This is a genomic window from Sphingobium scionense (assembly GCF_014197035.1).
Lineage (GTDB): Bacteria > Pseudomonadota > Alphaproteobacteria > Sphingomonadales > Sphingomonadaceae > Sphingobium > Sphingobium scionense.
On record NZ_JACIEU010000008.1, the window covers coordinates 67903 to 87492 of the forward strand.

Annotated in this window: 21 protein-coding genes; 15 read left to right on the forward strand and 6 right to left on the reverse strand. The window is 65.4% G+C overall.

The window, feature by feature from the left end:
- Genes acpS through pyrE form a run of 3 tightly spaced genes read right to left on the reverse strand, consistent with a single transcriptional unit; the run spans nucleotide 1 to nucleotide 1730 of the window.
- Entirely contained in the window at nucleotides 1-402 is a 402-nt protein-coding gene (acpS, locus tag GGQ90_RS10890) for a holo-ACP synthase (protein WP_004208613.1), read from the reverse strand.
- Nucleotides 403-415: 13 nt separating this feature from the next.
- Nucleotides 416-1147: a pyridoxine 5'-phosphate synthase gene (locus GGQ90_RS10895; RefSeq protein ID WP_188082184.1), complete on the reverse strand. Its 732-nt coding sequence runs from the start codon at nucleotides 1145-1147 to the stop codon at nucleotides 416-418.
- A 1-nt stretch (nucleotide 1148) separates the two neighbouring features.
- Nucleotides 1149-1730 (reverse strand): orotate phosphoribosyltransferase, encoded by a 582-nt coding sequence (gene pyrE / locus GGQ90_RS10900; protein WP_188082185.1) that lies wholly within the window; start codon nucleotides 1728-1730, stop codon nucleotides 1149-1151.
- Between the two features lie 281 nt (nucleotides 1731-2011).
- Here pyrE and coxB point away from each other — a divergent pair, with 281 nt between their 5' ends.
- The 10 genes from coxB (at nucleotide 2012) to GGQ90_RS10950 (ending at nucleotide 10749) form a co-directional block, all read left to right on the forward strand.
- The gene (gene coxB, locus GGQ90_RS10905) at nucleotides 2012-3019 is read left to right on the forward strand and encodes a cytochrome c oxidase subunit II (RefSeq protein WP_188082186.1); all 1008 of its coding nucleotides are present in this window, start codon (nucleotides 2012-2014) and stop codon (nucleotides 3017-3019) included.
- Between the two features lie 14 nt (nucleotides 3020-3033).
- A complete protein-coding gene (gene ctaD, locus GGQ90_RS10910) occupies nucleotides 3034-4713 on the forward strand; it encodes a cytochrome c oxidase subunit I (protein ID WP_188082187.1) in 1680 nt (559 codons plus the stop codon).
- 132 nt (nucleotides 4714-4845) lie between these two features.
- Complete coding sequence (locus tag GGQ90_RS10915) at nucleotides 4846-5766, forward strand: heme o synthase (RefSeq protein WP_188082188.1); 921 nt, start codon at nucleotides 4846-4848, stop codon at nucleotides 5764-5766.
- Entirely contained in the window at nucleotides 5763-5900 is a 138-nt protein-coding gene (locus GGQ90_RS10920) for a hypothetical protein (protein WP_188082189.1), read from the forward strand. The genes GGQ90_RS10915 and GGQ90_RS10920 overlap by 4 nt, the downstream gene beginning before the upstream one ends.
- The gene (locus GGQ90_RS10925) at nucleotides 5900-6475 is read left to right on the forward strand and encodes a cytochrome c oxidase assembly protein (protein ID WP_188082190.1); all 576 of its coding nucleotides are present in this window, start codon (nucleotides 5900-5902) and stop codon (nucleotides 6473-6475) included. The genes GGQ90_RS10920 and GGQ90_RS10925 overlap by 1 nt, the downstream gene beginning before the upstream one ends.
- Nucleotides 6476-6518: 43 nt before the next feature.
- On the forward strand, nucleotides 6519-7349 hold the full coding sequence (locus tag GGQ90_RS10930) for a cytochrome c oxidase subunit 3 (RefSeq protein ID WP_188082191.1): 831 nt from the start codon (nucleotides 6519-6521) through the stop codon (nucleotides 7347-7349).
- Nucleotides 7350-7359: 10 nt separating this feature from the next.
- Nucleotides 7360-7743, forward strand: a complete 384-nt coding sequence (locus GGQ90_RS10935) for a DUF983 domain-containing protein (protein ID WP_188082192.1) — start codon at nucleotides 7360-7362, stop codon at nucleotides 7741-7743.
- The gene (locus GGQ90_RS10940; RefSeq protein WP_188082193.1) at nucleotides 7740-8381 is read left to right on the forward strand and encodes an SURF1 family protein; all 642 of its coding nucleotides are present in this window, start codon (nucleotides 7740-7742) and stop codon (nucleotides 8379-8381) included. The genes GGQ90_RS10935 and GGQ90_RS10940 overlap by 4 nt, the downstream gene beginning before the upstream one ends.
- 44 nt (nucleotides 8382-8425) lie before the next feature.
- A complete protein-coding gene (thrC, locus tag GGQ90_RS10945; RefSeq protein ID WP_188082194.1) occupies nucleotides 8426-9826 on the forward strand; it encodes a threonine synthase in 1401 nt (466 codons plus the stop codon).
- Between the two features lie 53 nt (nucleotides 9827-9879).
- Nucleotides 9880-10749: an RsmD family RNA methyltransferase gene (locus tag GGQ90_RS10950; RefSeq protein WP_188082195.1), complete on the forward strand. Its 870-nt coding sequence runs from the start codon at nucleotides 9880-9882 to the stop codon at nucleotides 10747-10749.
- 22 nt (nucleotides 10750-10771) lie between these two features.
- Here GGQ90_RS10950 and GGQ90_RS10955 read toward each other — a convergent pair whose 3' ends face one another.
- A complete protein-coding gene (locus GGQ90_RS10955; protein ID WP_188082196.1) occupies nucleotides 10772-12067 on the reverse strand; it encodes an amino acid permease in 1296 nt (431 codons plus the stop codon).
- Nucleotides 12068-12189: 122 nt separating this feature from the next.
- On the opposite strand from GGQ90_RS10955, the gene GGQ90_RS10960 reads away from it, so the two are divergent.
- The gene (locus GGQ90_RS10960; RefSeq protein ID WP_188082197.1) at nucleotides 12190-13074 is read left to right on the forward strand and encodes a DUF3617 domain-containing protein; all 885 of its coding nucleotides are present in this window, start codon (nucleotides 12190-12192) and stop codon (nucleotides 13072-13074) included.
- A gap of 6 nt (nucleotides 13075-13080) precedes the next feature.
- Here GGQ90_RS10960 and GGQ90_RS10965 read toward each other — a convergent pair whose 3' ends face one another.
- Entirely contained in the window at nucleotides 13081-14883 is a 1803-nt protein-coding gene (locus GGQ90_RS10965; protein ID WP_048936367.1) for an acyl-CoA dehydrogenase C-terminal domain-containing protein, read from the reverse strand.
- Nucleotides 14884-14940: 57 nt separating this feature from the next.
- Nucleotides 14941-15348, reverse strand: coding sequence for a MerR family transcriptional regulator (locus GGQ90_RS10970; protein WP_004210206.1), 408 nt, complete (start codon nucleotides 15346-15348; stop codon nucleotides 14941-14943).
- 118 nt (nucleotides 15349-15466) lie between these two features.
- Between GGQ90_RS10970 and GGQ90_RS10975 the strand changes: the two genes are divergently transcribed.
- The 4 genes from GGQ90_RS10975 to GGQ90_RS10990 all read left to right on the forward strand — a co-directional run bounded on the left by GGQ90_RS10975 (nucleotide 15467) and on the right by GGQ90_RS10990 (nucleotide 19587).
- Nucleotides 15467-17089, forward strand: a complete 1623-nt coding sequence (locus GGQ90_RS10975) for an NAD(P)/FAD-dependent oxidoreductase (protein ID WP_188082198.1) — start codon at nucleotides 15467-15469, stop codon at nucleotides 17087-17089.
- Nucleotides 17086-17658 carry an NUDIX domain-containing protein gene (locus GGQ90_RS10980; RefSeq protein ID WP_188082199.1) on the forward strand — a complete coding sequence of 191 codons (573 nt, stop codon included), beginning with the start codon at nucleotides 17086-17088 and terminating at the stop codon, nucleotides 17656-17658. The genes GGQ90_RS10975 and GGQ90_RS10980 overlap by 4 nt, the downstream gene beginning before the upstream one ends.
- A 91-nt stretch (nucleotides 17659-17749) precedes the next feature.
- Nucleotides 17750-18781, forward strand: coding sequence for a D-alanine--D-alanine ligase family protein (locus GGQ90_RS10985; protein ID WP_188082200.1), 1032 nt, complete (start codon nucleotides 17750-17752; stop codon nucleotides 18779-18781).
- Nucleotides 18781-19587, forward strand: a complete 807-nt coding sequence (locus GGQ90_RS10990) for an NTP transferase domain-containing protein (protein ID WP_188082201.1) — start codon at nucleotides 18781-18783, stop codon at nucleotides 19585-19587. Before GGQ90_RS10985 ends, GGQ90_RS10990 begins: the two co-directional genes overlap by 1 nt.
- Nucleotides 19588-19590: the final 3 nt, after the last annotated feature.

The window sequence follows — 19590 nt, forward strand, 5'->3', positions numbered from 1 at the left end:
TCAAAGCGGCAGCGCCTCGATGATGACGAAGGCCTGCGCCCATGGATGATCGTCCGTGAGCGTCAGGTGAATGACCGGCTTGTAACCCGCCGGCACCATCGATGCCAGCCGCTGTGCCGCGCCGCCGGTCAGCGCCAAAGTGGGCGCGCCGCTGGGCGCGTTGACGACGCCGATATCCTTCATGAAGACCCCGGCCTTGAAGCCGGTGCCGACGGCCTTGGAAAAGGCCTCCTTGGCAGCGAAGCGCTTGGCCAGCGTGCCGGCCTTGGTGAAGGGGCGACGTTCCGCCTTGGCCTGCTCGACATCGGTGAAGACGCGCTGGACGAACCGGTCCCCGAAACGGTCGAGCGAATTCTGGATCCGCTCGATATTACAGAGATCGGAGCCGAGGCCGATGATCACGCTTTGGCGGCCTTCATCGGGCCAGGTCCATCTGGCGGCGCATTTCGCGGATGCTGGCTTCCAGTCCGCCGAAAATCGCCTCGCCGATCAGGAAATGGCCGATATTGAGTTCGGCGATCTGTGGGATGGCGGCGATCGGCGCGACATTGTCGAAGGTGAGGCCATGGCCGGCGTGGGGTTCGATGCCGTTCTTGGCGGCGAGCGCGGCGGCGTCGGCGATGCGGCGCAGCTCGACCGCGCGCGCCTCGCCGGTCAGATGGGCATAGGCACCGGTGTGAAATTCGACCACGGGCGCGCCAAGCTGGATCGCGGCCTCGATCTGGGCGGCGTCGGCCTCGATGAACAGGCTGACGCGGATGCCGGCGTCGGTGAGCGCCGTGACGATCGGGCGCAGCACCGCGATCTGGCCGGCGGCGTCGAGGCCGCCCTCGGTCGTGCGCTCCTCGCGCTTTTCCGGCACGATGCAGGCGGCGTGCGGCTTGTGCTTGAGGGCGATGCCCAGCATTTCCTGCGTCGCCGCCATTTCCAGGTTCAGCGGCACGTCGAGCGAAGCCATCAGCATCGCGATATCGGCGTCGCGGATGTGGCGGCGATCCTCGCGCAGATGCGCGGTGATGCCGTTGGCGCCGGCCTTCACCGCCAGCAGCGCGGCCTTGACCGGATCGGGATGTTCGCCGCCCCGCGCGTTGCGGATCGTCGCCACATGGTCGATATTGACCCCCAGGCGCAGCGGAACGGCGGCCATCTTACTGCTTCCGGCTGCCGGGCTTGATCGCCGGCACCGCTTCCAGTTCGGGCGGCAGCTGATCGGCGTCATAGACCGGGAAATTGATGCTCACGAGCGGGTAGAAGGGAACACCCAGGTCCACTTCGCCGGCCGAACGATCGACCAGCGCCACTTCGGCGACGACGATGCCGCCTTCGCGCTCGACCGCCTCGATCGCCTGGCGCGAGGACAAGCCGGTGGTGACGACGTCTTCCACCATCAGCACTTTCTGCCCCGGCGATATGGCAAAGCCACGGCGCAGTTCGAACACGCCCTCGGGGCGCTCCAGGAACACCGCATCCTTGTCGAGCGCCCGGCCGACTTCATGGCCGACGATCAGGCCGCCCATGGCGGGCGAAACGACCAGGTCGATCTCCTGGCGCAGTTCGCGCGGCAATTGCTGCACGATCGCGCGGGCCAGCTTGCCGGCGCGCTCGGCATTCATCAGCACGCGGGCGCACTGCAGGTAATTGGCGCTGCGGCGGCCCGACGACAGGATGAAATGTCCTTCGAGCAGCGCACCTGCCGCCCGGAATTCTGCCAATACTTCTTCGTCGGTCATTCCGCCCTGTTCCAATATTCCGTTGCGGGGGATGCTCGAAACGGCTCCCGACCCGCCATATCGCACGGGCACGACATGCCCATGATCGCGCTCCTGTGCGCGAGGTGCGAGATAGGCGGGAGCGGGAGGCGTTGCAACAGCGAAGAAAATCTGGTCCACACTGACTTGAGGCGGAAAAATTCCGTGCCTATAAGCCGCGACAGACCGAACGGGCGGCAACGACGTGAAAAGCGGACGTTGATCGTTGCAGCGGCAACAAGGGGTTAGGGGTAGATGAGGCTATGAAAAAGGTGAAATCGCTCGTTCTAGCCGCTTTGCTGGCATGTGTTCCGGCGGCGATGATGAGCCCGATGGCGATGGCGCAGGACAATGTCGCCGCCGCCGCGCCCGCAGCGGACAATGCAGCCGCTCCGGCCGAATCACCCGCCAATGCAACGGCACCTGCCGCCGAAGCCGCTCCCGTCGCCAAGGTCGCCGCCCCGCCGCGGATGAAGCCGACCGAAGGCATCGGCATGCCCAAGCCCGGCGAAATCACGCTGCAGGAACAGTTTACCTCCACCGGCCACACCGCGCGCTGGCTGCACGACAAGATGCTGCTGCCGCTCATCACCATCATCTCGGTCTTCGTGCTGCTGCTGATGCTCTATGTGATGGTGCGCTATCGCCGCTCCGCCAATCCGGTGCCGTCCAAGACCTCCCACAACACCGTCATCGAAGTGGTGTGGACGCTGGTTCCGGTCCTCATCCTGCTGGTGATCGCGATCCCGTCGATCGGGCTGCTCGCGGACCAGTATAAGCCCGCGCCCAAGGATGCGCTGACCGTCAAGGTCACGGGTTATCAATGGTATTGGGGCTATGAATATCCCGACAACGGCATCCCTGAGTTCGTGTCGAACATGCTGCCCGAGGACAAGGCCAAGGAAAATGGCGAGCCCTATCTGCTCGCGCCCGACAATCGCCTGGTCCTGCCGGCCGGTCGTCCGGTCAAGCTGATCATCACCGGCGCGGATGTGATCCACAGCTTTGCCGTGCCGTCGCTGTGGGTGAAGATGGACGCCGTGCCCGGACGCCTCAACGAGAAGAGCTTCACCATCGAGAAGCCGGGCGTCTATTATGGCCAATGTTCGGAACTGTGCGGCGCGCGCCACGGCTTCATGCCGATCGCGATCGAGGCACTGCCCCCGGCCCAGTTCGACCAGTGGGTCCGGTCTCAGGGTGGCACGCTGAAGGGCGCAGCGGCGGAGAAGACGGCTGACGCCGCGCCCGTCACTGCTGAAAAGAAGATCTGAGGGGTAGGAACGTCATGACCACCATCACCGCCGACCATCATGGCGACGCTCACGGCCATGAGGCCCATGATCATCATGATGCCGATCACAAGCCGGCCTTCTTCCAGCGCTGGTTCATGTCCACCAACCACAAGGACATCGGCACCCTCTATCTGATCTTCGCGATCGTTGCCGGCATTATCGGCGGCGGCATTTCGGGTCTGATGCGTGCCGAACTGGCGCATCCGGGCATCCAGTATCTGCACCTGTGGGCGCAGTGGAGCGACGGTCCCGCCGCGACGCTCGACCAGGCCTATCATCTGTGGAACGTGCTGATCACCGCCCACGGCCTCATCATGGTCTTCTTCATGGTGATGCCTGCGATGATCGGCGGCTTTGGCAACTGGTTCGTGCCGATCATGATCGGCGCGCCGGACATGGCCTTCCCGCGGATGAACAATGTCAGCTTCTGGCTGCTCATTCCGGCCTTCGCCCTGCTCCTGGGGTCGACCTTCGTGCCCGGCGGCACCGGCAATGGCGCGGGCACCGGCTGGACCGTCTATGCCCCGCTCTCGACCAGCGGCTCCGCCGGCCCCGCCGTCGACATGGCGATCCTGTCGCTGCATATCGCGGGTGCCAGCTCCATCCTGGGCGCGATCAACTTCATCACCACCATTTTGAACATGCGCGCGCCGGGCATGACCCTGCACAAGATGCCGTTGTTCGTCTGGTCGGTGCTGGTCACCGCCTTCCTGCTGCTGCTGGCGCTGCCGGTGCTGGCGGCTGCCATTACCATGCTGCTGACCGATCGCAATTTCGGCACCACCTTCTATGATGCCGCCGGCGGTGGCGATCCCGAACTCTACCAGCATCTCTTCTGGTTCTTCGGCCACCCCGAAGTCTATATCATGATCCTGCCGGGCTTCGGCATCGTCAGCCAGATCATCTCGACCTTCAGCCGCAAGCCGGTGTTCGGCTATCTCGGCATGGCCTATGCCATGGTCGCGATCGGCGTGGTCGGCTTCGTGGTCTGGGCGCACCATATGTTCACCACTGGCATGTCGGTGAATGTGAAGATGTATTTCACCGCCGCCACCATGGTCATCGCGGTGCCGACCGGCATCAAGATCTTCTCGTGGATCGCGACCATCTGGGGCGGCTCGATCAGCTTCAAGACGCCGATGGTGTGGGCGCTGGGCTTCATCTTCCTGTTCACCGTGGGCGGCGTGACCGGCGTCGTGCTGGCCAATGGCGGCGTCGACGACGTGCTGCACGACACCTATTATGTCGTGGCGCACTTCCACTATGTGCTCTCGCTGGGCGCGGTGTTCGGCTTGTTCGCCGGCTTCTACTACTGGTTCCCGAAAATGTCGGGCAAGATGTACAACGAGTTTCTCGGCCAGTTGCACTTCTGGGTGTTCTTCGCCGGCGTGAACCTGCTGTTCTTCCCGATGCATTTCCTGGGCCTGTCGGGCATGCCGCGCCGCTACCCCGATTATCCGGCAGCGTTCGAACATTGGAACTGGGTCGCGACCATGGGCTATATGGTCATGTTCGCGGGCATGATGGTCTTCTTCGTTAACCTGATCTGGTCGCTCGCGGCCGGTAAGAAGGCCGAAGCCAATCCTTGGGGCGAGGGCGCCACGACGCTGGAATGGACGCTGACCAGCCCGCCGCCCTATCACCAGTTCGAGACCCTGCCGGTCATCGACTGATCGCCATGCGGGTGCCCGGTCCCGACCGGGCACTCCGTCCCCCTGCGGCGGGGCAGAAGGGTAGGACCGTCTGTCCATTTGCCGGAATCGGTCAGGGCCTGTATGGGGCGCCGGCTGATCGAAGAGGAGTTTATGGCCAGTTCGCCGCTTTCGTCCGGGGCTAATGCCCCCGTCCTGCCCGCTCATTGGCGCGATTTCGTCGCGCTGACCAAGCCGCGGGTGATGACGCTTGTGGTGTTCACGGGCCTGTGCGGGCTGCTCGCCGCGCCCGGCCATATCCATCCGGTGCTGGGCTTTACCGCGATATTGTGCATCGCGCTGGGCGCCGGCGCAGCCGCCGCGCTCAACCAGTGGTGGGAAGCCGATATCGACGCCAAGATGAAGCGCACCGCCAGCCGGCCGCTGCCCGCCGGGCGGATGGAGCGGCAGACGGCGCTGCATTTCGGCGTCGGCCTGTCCTTCTTCTCGGTGATCCTGATGGGGATGGCGACCAACTGGCTGGCCGCCGCGGTGCTGACCGTCTCGATCCTCTTCTACGTCTTCATCTACACCATCTGGCTGAAACCCCGGACGGCGCAGAATATCGTCATCGGCGGCGCGGCCGGCGCCTTTCCGCCGGTGATCGGCTGGGCGGCGGTGACGGGCGACATCACCGCGCTGCCCGTCGCGCTCTTCATGCTGATCTTCTTCTGGACGCCGCCCCATTTCTGGGCGCTCGCGCTGTTCGTGAAGACCGATTACGCCGCCGCCGGCATTCCGATGCTGCCGGTCGTTTCGGGCGAGGTCGTGACCCGGCGCCAGATCCTCTTCTACACCTTCATCATGGCGGTTGCGGCGCTGGCCCCGGTCGTGCTGCACCTGACCGGTGCGATCTATGGCACCGCCGCGCTTGTCGGCACCGCGATCTTCGCGGCCATGGCCTTCCAGGTCTATCTGCGCCGCGAGAGCGATCCCGCGCGGATGGCGCCGGAAAAGCGATTGTTCAAATATTCGATCCTCTATCTCTTCCTCCTGTTCGGGGCAGTGGTCGTCGACCGCTGGCTGCTGGCATGAGCCCGGAGGAGCAGGACCAGGTGCGCGCGCGGCAGAAGTCCCGCGCGCTGGTGACCGGGCTGCTGCTCGGCTTCCTTGCCATCCTCTTCTTCGCCATCACTTTGGCGAAGATCGGCGCGAGCCATAATATCTGATGGCCTCGTTCCCGCCTTCGCCCTTTGATCGCGACCGCCGCAACCGGCGGACGCTGGTGGCGATGGCGGGTATCGGCCTGGCGATGCTTGCCCTCGGCTTCGCCTCCGTCCCGCTCTACCGCATCTTCTGCCAGACGACCGGTTTCGGCGGCACGACCCAGCGCGCGGCGGCCGATGTGAAGCTGACCCCGGTGGCCGGGCGGACCATGTCGATCCGCTTCGATTCCAACGTCCAGCCCGGCATGCCCTGGTTATTCCGGCCCGAACATCGCACCGACACGGTGACGGTCGGTGCCCGCGACATGGCGATTTTCATTGCCAAGAACCTGTCCGACAAGCCGGTGACCGGCACCGCCAGCTTCAACGTCACGCCGACCCAGGCGGGCGCCTATTTCACCAAGATCCAGTGTTTCTGCTTCACCCAGCAGACGCTGCAACCCGGTGAGGAAGTGCGCATGCCGGTGATCTATTATGTCGATCCCAAGATATTGCAGGATCCCGACAACAAGGACACGCAGCAGATTACGCTCAGCTATACCTTCTACCCTGTTGAGCAGGGGAAGCAGCCAAGCTAAGCATATAACGATAAACGCGATAAGACAGGGAAGAGAGAGCATCATGGCAGGCGCCAAGAACCACGATTATCATATCCTTCCGCCCAGCATCTGGCCGCTGTTCGGTTCGATGTCGGCGCTGGTGATGGCGATGGGCGCAATCATGTGGATGCATCCCGATGCCATGCCGGCCGGTGGTGGCTGGATCTTCCTGATCGGCGTCGCCGGGGTTCTCTTCACCATGTTCAGCTGGTGGAGCAATGTGATCGCGGAGGCGCATGCGGGTGATCATACGCCGGTGGTCCAGTTGCATCTGCGCTATGGCATGATCCTGTTCATCGCGTCGGAAGTCATGTTCTTCGTCGGCTGGTTCTGGGCCTTTTTCGACTTCTCCCTCTTCCCCAGCGAACTGGCGCCGATCGAGGGCCTGTTCCCCTCCAAGGGGATCGAGGTGATGAACGCGTTCGAGCTGCCTTTGCTCAACACGCTGATCCTGCTCTGCTCGGGCACCACCGTCACCTGGGCGCATCATGCGCTGATCCATGGCGATCGCGAAGGGCTGAAGAAGGGGTTGTGGTGCACGGTGATCCTGGGCGCGCTGTTCAGCTGCATCCAGGCCTATGAATATATGCATGCGCCCTTCCCGTTCGGCGGTTCGCCCTACAGTTCGGCCTTCTACATGGCGACCGGCTTCCACGGCTTCCATGTGCTGATCGGCACCATCTTCCTGGTGGTCAACCTGGTCCGCGTCTATAAGGGCGACTTCACCCCGCGACAGCATTTCGGCTTCGAAGCGGCTGCCTGGTACTGGCATTTCGTCGACGTGGTGTGGCTGTTCCTGTTCGCCGCCATCTATGTCTGGGGTGGCTGGGGCGCGCCGGTCCACGGCGGCTGATGTTTCAAGGATGACGGCGAAGGCGACAGGCATGGACCTGCTTGCGGCCTCCGCCCGCGGCCTTTGCCCCCGTTGCAGCGCACCGACCCTGTTCGACGGGCCGGTGCGTTTTGCGTCGGGCTGTCGCCAGTGCGGGCTCGACTATGGCCAATATAATGTCGGCGACGGGCCGGCGGCTTTCCTGACGCTGATCATCGGCGCGGTCATGGTCGCGCTGGCGCTGACCTTGGAACTGACCGTCCATCCGCCGCTGTGGCTGCACCTGCTGCTCTGGACGCCGCTGACCGCCGGCGCGGTGGTCGGCAGCCTGCGCATCGCCAAGGGCGCGCTGCTGACGGTCGAATATCGCAAGAATGCCCGCGAGGGGCGGGTGGTGGAGAAGGGCAACGCATGAGCGGACGGCGAATCCCGATTGTCCCGACCCTGCTGGTCTGTGTCGCGATCGTAGTCATGATCGCGCTCGGCTTCTGGCAGTTGCAGCGCCGGGGCGAGAAGGAATCGATGCTGGCGCTGGCCGCCAGCAATGTGTCGCGCCCGGCCGTCGCCTTCCCCAAGATGCCGCCGGTGCCCGACGAACTGCTGTTCCGTCCGTCCTCGGTCCATTGCCTGCGGGTCGTGGGCTGGCAGGTGGAGGCCGGGCGCGCCGCCGACGGATCGACCGGCTATCGCCATATCGCCCAATGCGCGACCGGGGCCGAAGGGCCGGGCGCGCTGGTGGCGATCGGGGTCGGGCAGAAGCCCGACGACAAGCCGGCCTGGACCGGCGGGCAGGTCGAAGGCTGGATTTCGCAGGAGCCCGATCATCGCTCGCTGATCGCGCGGGCAGGGAGCAAGACCATGCCGCTGCGGCCGATGCTGATCGCGCGCGTCGCACCGCCGGGCCTCAAGCCGATGGCACCGCCCAGCACCGCCGACGTGCCCAACAATCATCTCGCCTATGCGGTGCAATGGTTCATTTTTGCGGCATTGGCGGCAATAATCTATCTGCTTGTCCTGCGCCGACGCAATGCGGAGCCGGCAAGGCCGTCGTAAAGGCTTGCCCCGGCGCGCGCGCGTCGCTACCGCGCTTTCCCATTATGCAATATGTCAGCACCAGGGGCAGCGCACCGGCGCTCGGTTTTGAAGATGTCACGCTGGCGGGCCTGGCGTCCGACGGTGGGCTTTATGTGCCGGAGAGCTGGCCGCAATTTTCCACCGCCGATATTCGCGCCCTCGCCGGCCTCTCCTATGTCGAGACCGCCGTGCGGGTCATGGCGCCCTTCGTCGCCGGATCGCTGAGCGAAGAGGAACTGCGCGAGCTTTGCACCGCCGCCTATGGCCGGTTCAGCCATGACGCGGTGACGCCGCTGGTCCAGCTCGACAATCGCCACTGGATGCTGGAGTTGTTCCATGGTCCGACGCTGGCGTTCAAGGATGTCGCGCTCCAGCTGCTCGGCCAGTTGTTTGAGCGTTTCCTGTCGCGCCGCGACGACCATCTGACCATCGTCGGCGCCACATCGGGCGATACCGGTTCGGCCGCGATCGATGCGGTCGCCGGGCGCGAAAAGGTCGACATCTTCATGCTGCATCCAGAGGGCCGCGTGTCCGACGTGCAGCGTCGCCAGATGACCACTGTGCTGGCGCCCAATGTCTACAACATCGCGATCGACGGCAGCTTCGACGATGCGCAGGCGCTGGTGAAGCGCATGTTCAACGATGCGGACTTCAAGGCGCGCTTCAACCTGTCGGCGGTGAACAGCATCAACTGGGCGCGGCTGATGGCGCAGGTCGTCTATTATTTCTACGCCGCCGTGCGGCTGGGCGCGCCCGAACGCCCGATCGCCTTCTCGGTGCCGACCGGCAATTTCGGCGATGTCTTCGCCGGCTATGTCGCGTCGAAAATGGGCCTGCCGGTCGCCAGGCTGGTGGTCGCCACCAACGTCAACGACATCCTGCACCGCGCTTTGTCGGAGGGCGACTATAGCCAGGGCCAGGTCGTGCCGACCGCGACGCCCAGCATGGACATCCAGGTCAGCTCCAATTTCGAGCGGCTGCTGTTCGATGCCGGCGGCCGTGACGGCGTTGCGCTCGCCCAGCAGATGCAGGGTTTCGAGGCAAGCAAGGCGATGCGCCTCACCAATGCGCAGCGGGAGGGCGCGGCCAACCTGTTCACCTCCGCCCGGATCGATGCCGACGGCATGACCATGGCGATGCGCTGGGCGTTCGACGCCGCCGGGCAGGTGATCGATCCGCACAGCGCCATTGGCCTGGCCGCCGCGCGCGCGGCGGACATTGATCCGTCGATCCCCGTGGTGACGCTGGCGACCGCCCATGCCGCCAAGTTCCGCGACGCGGTGGAGCGGGCAACCGGCACGCGGCCGCCGCTGCCCGCGCGGGTCGGCGACCTGTTCGCGCGCGAGGAAAGCTATGCCAAGCTGCCCGGCACGTTCGAGGCGGTGACCGCCTATGTCGCGGAGCGGGCGACGCCGCGCGGCTGATCGCGGGTTGATCCCCTCTCGACAGGAGCGGCGCAAGAGACGATGAGGCCCCAATGGAACTCAAGACTCTCATCGGCGAAGCATGGTCCGACTATGGACTGATCGACTCGGGCAATGGCCGCAAGCTCGAACGCTATGGCCGTTTCCGCTTCATCCGCCCCGAACCGCAGGCGATGTGGGCGCCGGCGACCGAAGACTGGCGCGCCGACGGCGAATTCATCCCTGGCTCTGACGAGGATGGCGGCGGCCGCTGGTATTATGACAAGCCGGTCCCGGCCGAAGGCTGGCCGCTGCACTGGAAGGAAGTGACCTTCCAGTCGAGTTGCACCCCCTTCCGCCATCTCGGCTTCTTCCCCGACATGGCACCGGTGTGGGATTTCATGCGCGCCAGCACGGCCGACAAGCCCGAGGCCGAGGTGATGAACCTGTTCGGCTATACCGGCGTCGGCACGCTGGGCATGTCGGCGGCCGGCGCGCGCATGGTCCATGTCGACGCGTCGAAGAAATCGGTGGCGCAGGCGCGGGCCAACGCCGACCTGTCGGGTATGGGCGACCGGCCGATCCGCTGGATCGTCGAGGATGCGGCCAAGTTCGTCGCGCGCGAAGTGCGGCGCGGCCGCCGCTATGACGGCATATTGCTCGACCCGCCGAAATATGGACGCGGCCCCGACGGCGAAGTCTGGCGGCTGGAAGAGGATCTGCCCGGCCTGATCGCCAATTGCCGCCAGTTGCTGGACGCGGACAGCCGCTTCCTGTTCCTCACCGTCTATGCGGTGCGCATGTCGGCGCTGGCGATCGGCGAATTGCTGCGCCAGGCCTTTGCCGACCTACCCGGCGAGGTGGAAGCGGGCGAACTGACCGTGCGCGAGGAAGCCCGCGGCCTGCTGCTCCCCACCGCCATCTGGGCGCGCTGGAAGCGCTAGGCATATCCTTGGCTGGTGGGCGCTATCGGCGAGCCGATCGTCGCGCCCACCAGTAGAAGGGCAGGCCGCCCGTCATCAGCAGGAAGCTGGCGCCGCTGGGAATGAGGCCGGCGCCCCATAAAGTCCAGCAGGCATAGGCGAGGCCAATCGCTGCCGCTGGCACCGCGATCCGCAAGCGCAGCGCGGCCAGCGCACAACCCACATAGAGCCACAGGGTCGCCGATGTCGCGAGCAGCGCCATGGCGGTGAACAATGCCACCAGCCCCTGCAGGCTGTTGGCGATCAGCAGCAGGCTGGCAAGGATGCTGGACAGTATCAGTCCGCGTACCGGCGTGCCGCGCGCATCCGTGCCCGCCAGCCAGGCTGGCAGTTCGCCGGCGCGCGCCATCGCCAGCGGCACTTCCCCCTGCAACAGGGTCCAGCCATTGAGCGCGCCGAGGCAACTGATGACGACGAAGGTCGCGATCAGGCTGGCGGGACCGGCCGACCAATAATGGGTGACATAGGCGCCGAAGGGCGATCCGGTCTGGGTTTCCGCGCCGGGCAGGGTGAGGGCGATGCCGGAACAGACGAACAGATAGAGCAGGCCGGTGACGGCCGTGCCGATCATCGTTGCGCGCGGCACGGTGCGGGCGGGATCCTTGACCTTGTCGGCCGCGACCGAGGCGGATTCGAAACCGAGCAGGGCCCACAGCGTCAGTGCCGCTGCTGCCGTGATGCCGCTGCCGGTAAAGCCCTGGGCCGGGAAGGGCACGATTTCCGCCGTGCCGCGCCCGATCGTCAGCACCAGCAGCACCAGCACGACCAGGATGGGCACGATCTTGATGATCGTCGTCACCAGTTGCGCCGTGCCGGCGGCATGGGCGCCGCGCAGGTTGATCGCGGTGGTCAGCCAGATGAAGCCGATCGAGCAGAGCGCGCCCATGCCCGGCCGGTTCAGCACCGGCAGCAGGCTGGACAGGTTGGCGGTGGCCGCGACCGCGATCGTCACATTGGTGATGATGATCGACAGCCAGTAGATCCAGCCGATCGCGAAGCCGGCCAGCGGGCCATAGGCGCGCGCGCTCATCTGCGCGGCATTGGCATCGGGCATGGCGACGGTCAGCCGGGCGATCACGAAAGCCAGGATCAAGGAGCCGGCGATGGTGAACACCCAGGCGGCGACCGCATCCCAGCCGAAGGGGGCGAGCGCGGCAGGTAGCAGGAACACGCCCGATCCGATCATATTGCCCATGACCAGCGCGATGCAGGCGGCCAGCCCCAGCGTCCGCACCGGGCGGTGGGGGATCACATCCTGTGCCGGCGGCGGGCTGTTCATCGCCCCTGTCTATCGGTGAAAAGGGGGCAGGGCCAGTGCGGATCGTTGCGCCTTCGTTCGGACTTGCATGGCGGCGCGCTTCGGGTGATCCTTGGCCAAGAATAGAGCAGGAGAGGCGGGACATGCGACCGATCGCAATAGGCGCGTTGATGCTTCTGTCCTCGTCACTTGTCGCGGCCGATGCCGACGATCCGATCATCGTGACCGCTGCCAAGCTGCGCAAGGTCGGTATCGACTATGATGTGCGCGGCCGCGATCTTGTCCGCTGCACGATCACGCGCAGCAGCGGCGAGGATCGGGTCGATCAGGCGATGTGCGAGTTCGTGCGCCAGTGCGTCGCCGATGGCCATGGCCGACGGCGCGAGGCGCAGGCCTGTGTCAGCGACCGGATCGCGGCGCTGGTCGATGCGGATATGGAAGCGGAGGATGTGGTCCTCGTGCGTCCCGCGGCGCTGGAACAGGCGCGACAATCGGTCGCTTCGGTCGCGCTGCCCGGTCCGCAGATCAGCCTGCCGCCGGCCGAGCGGGATGCGGACATCCTCGTGACCGGATCGCGCTACCGGATCAGGCCGGGTCTGTGGGAGATCGAGAAAGGGCGGATGTTCAGCCAGATGGTGGGGTGGAAGGTCATCGGTGCCCGACGGCCAGGTGGTTTGCCGCCGGCACCGCCGGGCTATCGCTATCAGCTATGCCTCAGCCGCAGTGATGCGGAGACGCTGCAGCAATTTGTCGATGATCATTTCGAGCGCGAGGGGCTCAAGGGCTGCATGCTGGCACGCATGGAAGTGGAGGAAGGGCGGCTCAGCGTCACCCGATCCTGTCCATCGCGCTATGGCAGCACCGACATGCGCCTGAGTGCGATATTGTCCGCCGACACAATCGAGGGAATGATGCTCGCGACGACCGAAATGGAGCGCTTTCGCGACGAAACGCGCTATCTGCTCAACGGCCGCCGCATCGGCGAATGCCCGCCCTCCCGGCCCGAAAGCGCGGCAGGGCGGGATTAGGTTTGTTTAGGCCGCCAGGAACATGTCGGGGTCGAGCGCCATCAGCGTGTCGGCGCCGCCCTCGATCTTGCGGCGGAGCGAACCGGCGTCGGGCATGATGCGCTCGGCAAAGAAGCGGGCGGTAACCAGCTTGGCTTCCAGGAAGCCGGCATCGCCTTCGCCCGCGTCGAGCAGGCCGGTGGCGGCCTTGGCCATGCGCAGCCACATCAGGCCGGTGGCGACGATGCCCAGGATATGCATATAATGATGCGCGCCGGCCCCGGCATTGTCGGGGTTCTTCATCGCGTTCTGCATCAGCCACATGGTTGCCGCTTCAAGCTGGCCCTTGGCCTTTTCGAGCGCATCGGCGAAGCTCGCCAGCTTCTCGTTGGTCTTAGCCTCGGCGATTTCGGTAGCCAGGATCTTGAGGAAGGCCTGGAGCGCGCGGCCGCCATTCATCGGCAGCTTGCGGCCGACCAGGTCCATCGCCTGCACGCCATTGGTGCCTTCATAGATCTGGGCGATGCGGGCGTCACGCACATACTGCTCGACGCCATTTTCCCAGATATAGCCATGGCCGCCGAACACCTGCTGGCTCGACACCGCAACGTCGAAGCCCTTGTCGGTGCCATAGCCCTTGATCACCGGGGTCAGCAACTGCAGCAGATCGTCGGCCGCCTGACGCTCTTCCTCGGTCGCTGCGCTGTGCGACAGGTCATGCTGCAATGCGCCCCACAGGATGAGAGCGCGCAGGCCCTCGGTCAGCGCCTTGCCTTCCATCAGCATGCGGCGGACATCGGGGTGGACGAACAGCGTGTCGGCCTTTTCTTCCGGCTCCTTGGGGCCGGTGAGCGCGCGGCCCTGGCGACGGTCCTTGGCGTAATGGACGGCGTTCTGGAACGCGATCTCGCCCTGGCCCAGGCCCTGCAGGCCGACGCCCAGGCGCGCGGCGTTCATCATGATGAACATGGCGGCCAGGCCCTTATTCTCCTCGCCGACCAGCCAGCCCTTGGCGCCGTCATAGTTCATGACGCAGGTGGCGTTGCCGTGGATGCCCATCTTATGTTCGAGCGAACCGCAGGACACAGCGTTGCGGTCGCCCAGCGAGCCGTCTTCATTGACGATGAACTTGGGCACGACGAACAGCGAGATGCCCTTGCTGCTGTCGGGCGCGCCCGGCGTCTTGGCGAGGACGAGGTGGATGATATTCTCCGCCAGGTCATGTTCGCCGGCCGAGATGAAGATCTTGGTGCCGCTGATCGCGAAGCTGCCATCGCCGTTCGGCACGGCCTTGGTCTTGATGAGGCCCAGGTCGGTGCCGGAATGCGGCTCGGTCAGGTTCATCGTGCCGGTCCAGACGCCCGACACCATGTTGGGCAGATAGGTGGCCTTCTGTTCGTCGCTGCCCTTGGCGATCAGCGCGGCGATCGCGCCGGCGGTCAGGCCATGATACATTTCGAACGCCTGGTTGGCCGACAGCACATATTCGGTGACGGCGGTGGCGACGACATTGGGCAGGCCCTGGCCGCCAAATTCGGTCGGCGCGTGCAGCGTGGTCCAGCCGCCCTCGACAAACTGGTCATAGGCCGCCTTGAAGCCGGTCGGCGTGGTGACGCTGCCGTCGGCATGACGGGTGCAGCCTTCCTTGTCGCCCACGGCGTTGATCGGGAACAGCACTTCCGACGCGATCTTGCCGCCTTCGGTCAGGATCGCCTCGACCAGGTCGGGGGTCGCATTCTCGAAACCGGGCAGGTTGGCGTAGCGCTCCAGCCCGACGACATGGTCGAGCACGAAGCGGGTGTCGCGGACAGGGGCGTTGTAGCTGGGCATGAATCTTCTCCAGGCGTTTTTGTTCTGTAGCGGGGGAGCCGGCGGTGCGGCTCCGGCTTATTTCTCGATCGTTCCGATGAAGCTCGCCAGTTCGGCGATGGCGGCATCGATATCGTCCTTCTGGCGGGTCAGAAGGTCGATGCGCGCGCGACACTTGTCGATCGTCACGCGGCGCTGTTCCTCATGACCCTCGTCGGCGTCATAGAGGTCGATCATCTCGCGAATGTCGTTGAGGCTGAAGCCCACGCGCTTGCCGCGCAGGATCCAGGCGAGGCGGGCGCGGTCGCGGCGCGAATAAACGCGGGCCAGGCCCTGACGCTCCGGTGCGATCAACCCTTCATCTTCGTAGAAGCGCAGGGCACGGGCGGTGACGCCGAACTCCTCGCTGAGGTCGGTGATGCTGTAGCTCTGCTGGTCACGGTCATCGGGAAGCTCGATGCCGGCAATGCTGGTGCGCGTGTTCATGTGCGAAGACTATGACGGGTTTACGTTTACGTCAAGGTTAGAAGATGCGCGGGACGATCGGCCGTGCCACCGCCTCGGGGAATAGCATTTCGGGCGATTTGCGATTATGGGCGGCGCCATGATCCGTCTTTCCGGTTTGAAACTGCCCCTCGACCACCCGGCCGAGGCGATGCCCGTCGCCATCTGCGAACGCCTGGGTCTGGAGTCGCAGGAACTGCTTGGCCACAGCGTCGTGCGGCGCGGCAATGATGCGCGCCGCCGCAGCGCGATCCAGCTGGTCTATACGCTCGACATCGAGGTGGCCGACGAGGCCGCGGTGCTGGAGCGCTTTGCCAAGGACCATGATGTCCGGCCGACGCCCGACACAAGCTACAAGTTCGTCGCCCATGTGCCCGACGGCTGGCAGGGCAAGCGCCCGGTGGTGATCGGGGCGGGGCCGTGCGGCCTGTTCGCCGGTCTGATCCTGGCGCAGATGGGGTTCAAGCCGATCATCCTGGATCGCGGCAAGGTGGTGCGCGAGCGGACCAAGGACACCTGGGGCTTGTGGCGCCGGGCCGAACTCAACCCCGACTCCAATGTCCAGTTTGGGGAGGGCGGGGCGGGCACCTTCTCCGACGGCAAGCTTTATTGCCGGGTGAAGGATCCCCGTTTCCTCGGCCGCAAGGTGCTGGAGGAGTTCGTCGCTGCCGGCGCACCCGACGATATCTTGTGGGAAGCGCATCCCCATATCGGCACTTTCCGCCTGGTTTCGATGGTCGAAGCGATGCGCAAGCAGATCGAGTCGCTGGGCGGCGAATATCGCTGGCAGCACCGCGTCGACGATCTGGTGCTGGAACGGCAGGGCGACGGCACGCAGAAGCTGCGCGGGCTGGTCCTGCACGACGGCAGCGTGATCGAGGCGGACCACGTCGTCCTGGCCGTGGGCCACAGCGCCCGCCCGACCTTCACGATGCTGCATGGCAAGGGCGTGCATATCGAACCCAAGCCCTTTTCGATCGGCGTGCGGATCGAGCATCCGCAAAGCTGGGTCGACAAGGCGCGTTATGGCAATTGCGCCGGCCATCCCGACCTGGGGGCCGCCGCCTATAGCCTAGCCCATCACTGCGCCAATGGTCGCACCGTCTACAGCTTCTGCATGTGTCCGGGTGGCCGGGTGGTCGCCGCCACCTCGGAAGAAGGCCGCGTCGTCACCAATGGCATGAGCCAGTATAGCCGCGCCGAATTCAACGCCAATTCGGGCTTGGTCGTCGGCATCGATCCGGCGCGCGATTTCCCGGAGGGGCCATTGGCCGGAATCGAACTGCAGCGCCATTGGGAAAGCCTGGCCTATGTCGCGGGCGGTTCTTCCTACTGGGCGCCGGGGCAGACGGTCGGCGACTTCCTCGCGCGTCGGCCTTCGACCCAGCTGGGGTCGGTCGTGCCCTCCTACAAGCCGGGGGTCACGCCGACCGATCTGTCGCTCTGCCTGCCCGACTATGTGATCGAGGCGTTCCATGAGGCGCTGCCCGCCTTTGGTCGCCAGATCGCCCGCTATGACGATCCCGACGCGGTGATGACCGGCGTGGAAACCCGCACATCCTCGCCGATCCGCATCACGCGCGGCAAGGATTACCAGAGCCTCAACGTCGCCGGCCTCTACCCGGCGGGTGAGGGCGCGGGCTATGCCGGCGGCATCCTGTCGGCGGCGATCGACGGCATCAAGGTGGCCGAAGCGGTGGCCGTGCAGATGGTCGCGGCGTGACCGAAATCCTGTCGAGCCGCGCCCTGTATGAAGGCTGGCTCAACCTGCGGCTGATGCGGCTGCGGATGGACGATGGCGTGGAATGCGATCGCCATGTGGTGGAGATGCGCCGCGCCGTCGCGGTGCTGCCCTATGATCCGGACCGCCGGGTTGCACTGGTCGTCTCCATGCCGCGGACGCCGGTGATGCTCGCGGGTCTGCCCGACATGCTGGAGGCGATCGCCGGCATATTGGAGGATGAACCGGCCGATTGCGCCCGGCGCGAAGCGCTGGAGGAAGCGGGCGTGGCGCTCGACATGGTGGAGCCGGTCGGCCAGATCTGGAGCATCCCCAGCGTCGTCACCGAGAAGATCGACTATTTCCTGGCACCCTATTGCTCGGCGGACCGTGTCGCGGATGGCGGCGGTCTGGTCGAGGAGCAGGAGAATATCCTGGTCCATGAACTGTCGCTCGCCGACCTGTGGCGACGGTTCGAGGCGCAGCAATTGCAGGACGGCAAGCTGGTGATCCTGTTGCTGACGCTTCGCGCGCGCCACCCGGCCCTGTTTGAGGCGCTGTCCGAAAACTGAAGCCATTTCGTAACCGCCCTGTCGCCGGATCGACCAAGCGGCGTCATCGGACCGTCAATCCAGCGTAACGGGCGCGCGCTATTGCGGCGCCATGCTGAACCCGACCGATCGTTGCATGCGCATCTCCCCGGCCGACAAGGCCCGGCTGCGCCTCCTGTTCCTGGCCAAGCATGCCTGCAAGGGCGGCGGGGCCGACAGCGTGGATGGCAATCATGCCATCTACCATTATGAGATGCGATCGACGCTGGAGGCGATTGGTCTCCATGTCGCGGTCGCCGATAGCTATGAGGCGCTGTTCGACAAGCCGGATGTCGACTTCGTCGTCACCCTGCTGAACCGGGGTGGCTTCCAGAATAGCGAGATGCTGGCGCCGCTGTTGCTGTCCTGGCGCGGCGTGCCCTTCCTGGGGGCGAGCCCGATCGTGCGCGGCGTGTCGGACGACAAATATCTCTCCAAGCTGATCGCCCGCGCCCATGGCGTGCCGACCATGCCGGCGCGCATCCTGCGTCGGGGCGCCATGCCCGCCGGGTCGGAATTCCAGGCGGAGCGGTTGGTGGTGAAGCCCAATGCATCCTCGGCCTCCTGGGGGCTGGCGATGGTCGATAGCTGGGCGGAGGCCCATGCCCATGCCGATCATCTCCATGGCCTGGGCCATGATGTGCTGGTCGAGGCCTGGGCGCCCTTGCTCGACGTGGCCGTGCCGGTCGTCGGCGGCAGCGGTGGCCAGCCCTGGATTCTCCCGCCGATGATGTATGTGCCGGCCGATCCGCATCGCGAGCGCAGCTATGAGGAAAAGCGCGGCCTGATCGATGCGGGCGATGATCCGCTGATCCTGGTCGAGGATCGCGACCTGCGCGCGCGACTGGAGGATATGACCCGCCGCCTGCTGCCCGAACTCTGGCCGTTCGACTATGGCCGGTTCGAGTTTCGCTACGATCCTGCATCTGGCGAATTGCTGTTCATGGAGGTCAATCTTTCCTGCAATCTCTGGTCGAAGAAGACGATCTCGCGCTCGGCCGCGTCGATCGGTGTCGATCATCAGAGCCTGGTCGAAACGATCGTCGCGCACAGCCTGGGCCGACACGGCCTGCTGACCGAAATGCCGGTGCGGGAAGCGGCCTGATGCCCGCTATGGCGACGGCGCTGGTGTTGGCCGGCAAGCGTGACGGTGCGACCGATCCGCTCGCACTGGAAGCGGGCGTCACCCATAAATGCCTGGTTCCGGTGGTCGGCCAGCCGATGCTGGTCCATGTGATCGAGGCGCTGGCGGCCAGCCCGCGTATCGGCGAGATCCGGGTCGCGATCGAGGATGTGGTGGTGCTTGACACGTTGCCGCAACTGCGCGGGCTACGGAATACCGGGCGGCTGGTCGCTATTCCTGCCCGGCCCAATCTGGTCGATTCCGTGTTGGCGGCGGCCGATGGCGCGCGCTTCCCGTTACTGATCACCACCGCCGACAATGTGCTGCTGACGCCCGATGCGCTGGCCGAGATGCTGGACGGCTGCGCCGCGCAGGGGGCCAATGCCGGCGTCGCCTTCACCCGGCGCGCCTCGGTGCTCGCCGCGCATCCGCAGGGACAGCGCAAATTCTATCGCTTCGCCGACGACGAATTTTCCAACTGCAACACCTATTGGCTGAAGGATGCAAAGGCGCTGGCGGCGGCCGAGACCTTCCGCTCGGGCGGGCAGTTCGTGAAGCATCCGATGCGGATCATCGGCGCCTTCGGCCTTATCAACCTGATCCGCTTCCGCTTCGGCATCGGCACGCTGGGCCAGGCCTTTGCGCGTTTCTCCCGCCGCTTCCGCATGGTGATCGCGCCGGTGATCCTCAGCGACGGCGCGATCGCGATCGACGTCGACAATGCGCGCAGCCATGGCGTGGCGAGCGAATTGCTGGAACAGCGCATGGCGCGGGTCGAGGCGGCCTGACCC